The following is a 6,502-nucleotide window of genomic DNA, read 5'->3' on the forward strand; positions in this document are numbered from 1 at the left end:
CGAGCCACCTCTCCCCCGATCGACGGGGGAGAGGAAAGGCGCCCTTCCTTTCCCTCCGGAGGGGGGAAAGGTGGCGCTGCGAAGCAGCGACGGATTGGGGGAACCACGTGGCAATCAAGCCTCGGCCTGATCAGTCACGCCAGTCATAGAAGATGTGTGCATCTCCTAGTCTCCCTGTGGGAGAAGGGCAGCCTCGACTGGCACCGCCTTAACTTTCCGTCCGCCGGCGATGGCCGCTGACCTGCTGGCCGTCCTCCGGATGCAGGAAGAAGAAACCCGGAATGGCAAGCAGCGGGATGACCGCCGTCAGCAGGAACGCCCAGTGGAACTGGTCCGCCGTCGGCGCGTGCACCTCACCGGAGACGAGGCCGAGCACCATGGCGGCGATGGAGACGCCGAGCGAGACGCTGAGCTGCTGCAGGACGCCGCCGAGGCTGGTGGCGCGGCTGAGCTTTTCCGCCGGCAGGTCGGCATAGGAGAGCGTGTTGGACGACATGAACTGCGCCGAACGGACGATGCCGAAGAAAAAGACATAAAGGCCGATCGCCCAATGCGGGGTGTCGGCGCTGAGCAGGGCAAAGCCCGCCACGGCAACAGAGCCGACCAAGGCGCTGCCGCTCAGCACGGCCTTGAAGCCGAAGCGCCGCAGGAAGAACGACAAGAGCGGCCGCATCAGAAGCGCGCCGAAGCTGCCGACGAAGGTCAGCGAGCCCGACGTGACCGGGCTCATGCCGAAGCCAACCTGCAGCATCAGCGGCAACAGGAACGGCGCGCCGTTGAGGCCGATGCGGCACAGCCCCCCGGCGAGCGTGCCGACCCAGAAGGAGCGAAAGCGGAACAGCGTGAGATCGACCGCCGGCGCGGTGACGCGGCGCGCATATCGGCCGAAGGCGAAAAGCAGCAGGACCGATGCGGCCAGCACCAGCACGGTCGCCAGCGAGGAAATGACCGGCCTGCCGATATTCTCCAGGCCGAATTGCAGGAGTGCGGCACCGGCGCCGACCATGAGGAAGCCGGCGAAGTCGAAAGGCTGGGCGTCTTCCTCGTGGAAATCGTCGACGAAGCGCAAGGCGGCGAAAATGCCGATGAGGCCGAACGGCACGTTGACGTAGAAGATCCAGCGCCAGGAGGCATAGGTGGTCAAAAGGCCGCCGAGCAGCGGACCGATGACGGGACCGATGATCGCCGGCAAGGTCATGTAGGTCATGGCGGTGATCAGCCCGCTGCGCGGAAAGGAGCGCAACAGGATCAGCCGTCCGACCGGCGTCATCATGGCGCCACCCAGCCCCTGTAGCGCGCGCATGGCCAAAAGCATGCCGACGCTATCGGCCACGCCGCACAGGACCGAGCCGAGGGTGAAGGTGAAGAGCGCCAGCGCGAAGATCTTTCGCGCGCCGAACCGATCGGCGAACCAGCCGCTGACCGGGATGAACACGGCCAGGGTCAGGATGTAGGTGGTGATCGCCAGATTGAGCCGGACCGGGGTCGTGTCGAGGCTTTGCGCGATTGCGGGGATAGCGGTTGTGAGGATGGTGGAATCGAGCTGTTCCATCAGGAAGGCGATGGCGACGATTGCCGGGATGATCAGCTTGAGACGCGGGTCGCGCTCGGTCGCAAAGAGATGCTGTTCCAATTGTCCGCCAGTTCCGTCGCGCAGGAAGCGATACCCCGCCCCGAGCCATCCGCAATCAAGCCGGCGTCGATGCCGTGCGGCCCGGCCGGCCCGGCCCCCCAACCGCACCGGACTGCTTTATGTCCCGACCGATGCGAAGCGATAGCGATTTCGGCTGGCACAGAGGTCAACAAATGTTGAGCGCCGCCCACCCGTGCCGGCGCGGAAGGAGGTCGGCCGCCGCGATCGTCGGTTGAAAATCGATCACATATTCGTGTTGGCGTAACCAATCGAGGTGTGTCGGCGAACCGGAAGAGGGCGACCATGCCCCTCAAACAATGGGAGTTGTTCAGATGCACTCGATCAAGTTCGCACTCATCGCCGGCCTCGCCGGTCTTTCCGCCTCGCAGGCCCTTGCCGAGGACACGATGGGCGCCATGACCATGATGAAGGGCGGGCAGGTCACCGCGATCATGCCGGACGGCCACATGGGCACCATGATGCCGGACGCCAAGATGAGCGCCGAGATGATGAAGATGGCCAAGCCGATCAAGCACTGCATGATGATGATCACCGACGCCAAGGGCAAAGCCTACATGATCGATACGTCGACCAAGAAGGCCCAGGCCGAATGTGAGAAAATGGCGATGTGAGCTCGCCTATTCCGCGTGCCGATCTCTCCCGCCGGCCGGTACGCCGGCGGGTTATCCGCTATCCAACCGCATCTCCTCAAGCAGCGTTCCTCGGCGTTGCTAGCATAGCGCCGACCCTGCCCTCACGGGTTGATCGATCCCGCAAGTGTGCTAGGGCGGGTGACTATCAAGAGGACGGTCATGGTCGGCATATCGCGAAAATACCGTCTGCTGCGGCGTTCACACGCCATGTGGGTATCGCGGCGCGTCTGGCAGCCGCGTCTCGTCTTCTGGGCCGGCGCCATCTCGATCGGCCTGATCAGCGTCCTGTTCGCCCTGCTCGCCGACCGCGCGCAGGCCGTGTTCCATGTCATGACGGGCAATGACGGCGGCTGGCGCTTTTATCTGCCCCTGGTCGTGACGCCGCTTGGGTTCGTGCTCTGCGCCTGGCTTGCGCATTCCTTCTTCCCGGGATCGCAAGGCAGCGGCATTCCGCAGGCGATCGCGGCGCGGCATCTGCGCGACGAGGACGACCGCAGCCGCATCCTGTCGCTCAAGCTGGTGGTGGGCAAGATCGCGCTCACCATCGTCGGCCTCGCCTGCGGCGCCTCGATCGGCCGCGAGGGGCCGACCGTGCAGGTCGGCGCCTCGGTGATGTTGCAGGCGGCGCGCTGGGGCGGCATGGCGCAGGCGCGCGGACTGATCCTGGCCGGCTCCGCCGCCGGCATCGCCGCAGCCTTCAACACGCCGCTCGCCGGCATCGTCTTCGCGATCGAGGAAATGGGCCGCGCCTATGAGGCGCGCACCAACGGGCTGGTGCTGACGGCGGTGATCCTGGCCGGCCTCGCCTCGCTCGGATTGCTCGGCAACTATACCTATTTCGGCGTCGCCAAGGACACGGTCGCCTTCGCCGCCGACTGGCCGCTGGTGCTCGCCTGCGGCATCATCGGTGGCGGTGTCGGCGCGTTGTTCTCGCTGCTGGCATTGAAGGTCATGCGCCGCATCCGGCGCTGGAACGCGCTGCAGCCGCTGCCGCGCGCGCTGGCCGTGGCCGCCGTCTGCGGGCTCGCCGTGGCTATAATCGGCGTCGCGTCCGGCGGGCTGACATTCGGCACCGGCTATGTGCAGGCGCGCGGCGCGATCGAAGGCACGCCGCTGCCGGCCTTCTTCTTCGTCGAGAAATTCGCCGCCGGCCTCCTGTCGATGGTGTCGGGCATTCCGGGCGGCCTCTTCGCGCCGTCGCTGGCGGTGGGCGCGGGGCTGGGCAGCACGCTCGGCCTGGTCTTCGGCACGGCCACGGGAACCGCGGCGCTGCTCGGCATGGCCGGCTATTTCGCCGGCGTCGTGCAGGCGCCGATGACGGCCTTCGTCATCATCCTCGAAATGACCGGCAACCATGACAATGTGATCGCGCTGATGTGCGCGGCGATGCTGGGCTACGGCACGGCGAGGCTCATCTCCAACGAGCCGCTCTACCACGCGCTGTCGCGCGTCTTCATCGCCGAGGCGATCCGGCGGCGCAGGGCTGAGACGAGCGAAGCGGTCAAGGCGTAGCGGCTCGAAATTGGGTCGTCACAAGACCCAACGGAACGCGCGCCTGAGCTCGGCGGCGCCGTCTTTGTCATACCAGCGGCCATGAGCGATCATGACGCGCTCCGGCTGCCAGGCGAGCATCTGGTGAACCGCCAAGCGTAAAGCCTTACGACGGCGAAAGAAGCTCAGCCGCATGTCGATCGGCGCCTTGCCGTCCGGGTCGGCCGCGCCGGCGAGCCTGACGAGCAATCTCAAAAACCAGCCGTGAATCCGGCCCGGCTCGAAGTTCTCGATCAGGTCGGTGAGGATCAGCGTTCGCGAGGCCCGGTGAAACAGCACGGCCTCGGTGAGGACGTCGCCACGCACGACCAACAGGTCGATTTCGGCCGGCCAGGGCGAGCCGCGTCCCACCAGCAGCCGGTCCACCGCGATCGGGCGCTTCGCCCGCTCCCGCAGGCCGCGCACGGCCAGAACTTCCGCGCCGGGAAAAACCGCCTTCCAGTCAGGCAGCCACCAATAGTGAAGCGAATTCGGAGCGACCAGGAAGCGGACCGGCCCGAGAAGCTCGACCGCGGACCGGAGCGCGGGCGTCAGCGCCACGGGCGAATGCAGGATCAGGTCGCCATTGCGAAGCCGTATGACCGTCATGCGGGTGGTGAAAGGAAATTCAAACGGTCCGACGCCGAAACCGATCCGTGGTCCGTCGACGATCCACAGATCGGCAGCGACGGGCTTCAGGACATCGATCGGCTCATAGAGATCGAGAGCGAACCTTTTTGCGGACGATTGCTGGGGCATGGCTACTCGCCGACAACTCGAAGCGCGATCCGGTCAGCCGAAACGGTCCGGCGCCTCCGAGCCATATGGCGCGCCTTCATCAGGAGGGAAGCGCGCGGCTCCACGCATCGCCAGCCACTCGCGAAGCGCGATGCGGATCACCTCCATGCGAGCGAGCTTCATGCGTGCCGCGATCGCCGACAGCGCCATTTCGGTGGCCGGGTCGAAGGCCATCGACGCGGAATCGCGCAGCATCGCAGCGGCGCGGAAATCGGCGAGCCGCGCGTCCTCGGCCGGACCGGCTTGCCCCTCGCCTGGCTCCGCATTCGTCGTCGATGACTGTGCCAGGCCCGAGACCGTGTCGCAGTCCCGAATCGCAACGAGGGCGTCGCCCTCGATCGTGGCCAGGACGAGGCGCGACCCCTGCGGATAATATCTGCGCAAGGCGGCCGCCTGGTCGGCGAGGCCGGCGCCGTTCCATCCGCACAGCTCGCCGCCGAGCAGCCAGTTCTCCTGCTCGCCATTCGTCATCACGGCGATGTAGTCTCCATCGCAGGGATAGCCGATCAGCGCGACTTCCTCGTAATCTTCCAATCTGCGCATCGCAATCGCCTTCTCGCGCGAAAACGGCCCGGCAACCCCAAGCCAAGATGCCGGGCCGTAGGGGAAACGCCCGCGCGCAGCGCTTCCCGGGTCACCTTCCCGGGGCATCCGGGGCATCCGGGGGACCGGTGACCTGTGGCGGCGTCTCGTTCGCGCAGGCGATCAGCGGGAGGGTCGAAGCCCGCAGCCGTGCTTGCGACAGCCACAATTGACGGTGCTCCCGTGCCAGGCCCTTCATGGCGGCGCGAGCCGCCGAGGTGATCTCGAATGCGCCGCAGGCGGCACACTGGAACTCCACCTTGCGGGCCGTGACCTCGGCTTCCAGGGACACCCTGGCGCAAACCGGGCAGGTGGACGGATAGTATCTCCTTTCGAACGACAGGACGTTCATCGCGTGGGCCCATCCGGCGGCATGCGGCAGGGGCGGGTTTGGAACTCCAGCATCGGATGCATTCTTTCCCTTCCACAGCAACCGGCGGCCGCGATCAGCCCCTCGTCTTGGGCGCAACGCTGCGGCGCGTGGCGACCTCGATCTGCTTTGCTTCCACTTCGAGCCGATCCGGCGCGGCCGATCCCATCAGCGCGTAGGCCGTGCCTCCCGACTGCCAATAAACCGTCGGGACGCGGCCGTCGGTGGCCGGCGTCGGGGGAACGGCGTCCTCGCCGTTCATCGGCGCGGCCACAAGCGTGATGCGCCCGACGCTTGGCGTATCGGCCGTCACGACCAGGCTCTGCTGTCCGTTCCAGGGCTGCACCTGGACATCCTTGACCGCCCATGACGAGGGCAATGTCGGCATGCTGACGTTGACGGCGCCAACCAGCCGCTGGATCTTGTCCTGCTTGAGCTCGACACCCTTTTCGGGGCCCGCGTTGAGCTGCGCGACGCGCAGCGCATCGCGCGCGGCCAGGATGAAGGTTTGATCCGCCGTCTTGCCGCCCTGGCGAAGCGGCACGGTCAGCGAGTTGGCCGACCAACCGACCGCGACCAGCGCGACGGCGGCGACCTGAAGCCTGAGCATGGCGAACATCCGCCTGCGGCGAAGCGCCTGTTCCAGCTGTCTCGCCTTGTCGACGGTCGCGCCCGGCGGAAACAATCGCCGCGGCTGGGAATCGCGCACCGCATCCATGCGCTGCGCGTGGGCAAACACCGCCGCGGCCAGTTCGGGCTCGCGGGCAAGCCGGGCTTGCAGCTCGGATCGCTGCGACGGCGACAATTCGCCATCCAGCAAACGGCCGATATCCTGTTCGGAAACGCGATTATCGGACCACATCACGCCCTCCAATGATCTTCAAACGACGGGAAGTTCCGCTGTCCATATTTTCCATGTTGTTCTTCAGGGCCGTC

The 6,502-nt window shown here is 66.4% G+C and carries 7 protein-coding genes; 2 read left to right on the plus strand and 5 right to left on the minus strand.

The genetic code is table 11. From position 1 onward, the window contains the following. Window positions 1-208: 208 nt before the first annotated feature. Entirely contained in the window at window positions 209-1,633 is a 1,425-nt protein-coding gene (locus EOD07_RS17375; RefSeq protein ID WP_127236342.1) for a DHA2 family efflux MFS transporter permease subunit, read from the minus strand. A 332-nt stretch (window positions 1,634-1,965) separates the two neighbouring features. Between EOD07_RS17375 and EOD07_RS17380 the strand changes: the two genes are divergently transcribed. Both EOD07_RS17380 and EOD07_RS17385 read left to right on the plus strand, forming a co-directional pair. Beyond that, window positions 1,966-2,265, plus strand: a complete 300-nt coding sequence (locus EOD07_RS17380) for a hypothetical protein (protein ID WP_041010969.1) — start codon at window positions 1,966-1,968, stop codon at window positions 2,263-2,265. 180 nt (window positions 2,266-2,445) lie between these two features. After that, complete coding sequence (locus tag EOD07_RS17385; protein ID WP_127236343.1) at window positions 2,446-3,798, plus strand: chloride channel protein; 1,353 nt, start codon at window positions 2,446-2,448, stop codon at window positions 3,796-3,798. Window positions 3,799-3,816: 18 nt separating this feature from the next. On the opposite strand, the gene EOD07_RS17390 is transcribed toward EOD07_RS17385, so the two are convergent. From EOD07_RS17390 to EOD07_RS17405, 4 genes are all read right to left on the minus strand, one after another. Further along, window positions 3,817-4,575 carry a DUF4336 domain-containing protein gene (locus EOD07_RS17390; protein ID WP_127236344.1) on the minus strand — a complete coding sequence of 253 codons (759 nt, stop codon included), beginning with the start codon at window positions 4,573-4,575 and terminating at the stop codon, window positions 3,817-3,819. Between the two features lie 33 nt (window positions 4,576-4,608). After that, a complete protein-coding gene (locus tag EOD07_RS17395) occupies window positions 4,609-5,157 on the minus strand; it encodes a hypothetical protein (RefSeq protein WP_127236345.1) in 549 nt (182 codons plus the stop codon). 91 nt (window positions 5,158-5,248) lie between these two features. Then, a complete protein-coding gene (locus tag EOD07_RS17400) occupies window positions 5,249-5,548 on the minus strand; it encodes a hypothetical protein (RefSeq protein ID WP_127236346.1) in 300 nt (99 codons plus the stop codon). Window positions 5,549-5,642: 94 nt separating this feature from the next. Further along, entirely contained in the window at window positions 5,643-6,428 is a 786-nt protein-coding gene (locus EOD07_RS17405; protein ID WP_127236347.1) for a hypothetical protein, read from the minus strand. Window positions 6,429-6,502: the final 74 nt, after the last annotated feature.

The organism is Mesorhizobium sp. M2C.T.Ca.TU.002.02.1.1, assembly GCF_003997225.1.

Coding starts and splice junctions, on each gene's coding strand:
- EOD07_RS17380 (WP_041010969.1), top strand. CDS start 1,966: ATGCACTCGATCAAGTTCGCACTCATCGCCGGCCTCGCCGGTCTTTCC.
- EOD07_RS17385 (WP_127236343.1), top strand. CDS start 2,446: ATGGTCGGCATATCGCGAAAATACCGTCTGCTGCGGCGTTCACACGCC.
- EOD07_RS17390 (WP_127236344.1), bottom strand. CDS start 4,575: ATGCCCCAGCAATCGTCCGCAAAAAGGTTCGCTCTCGATCTCTATGAG.
- EOD07_RS17395 (WP_127236345.1), bottom strand. CDS start 5,157: ATGCGCAGATTGGAAGATTACGAGGAAGTCGCGCTGATCGGCTATCCC.
- EOD07_RS17400 (WP_127236346.1), bottom strand. CDS start 5,548: ATGAACGTCCTGTCGTTCGAAAGGAGATACTATCCGTCCACCTGCCCG.
- EOD07_RS17405 (WP_127236347.1), bottom strand. CDS start 6,428: ATGTGGTCCGATAATCGCGTTTCCGAACAGGATATCGGCCGTTTGCTG.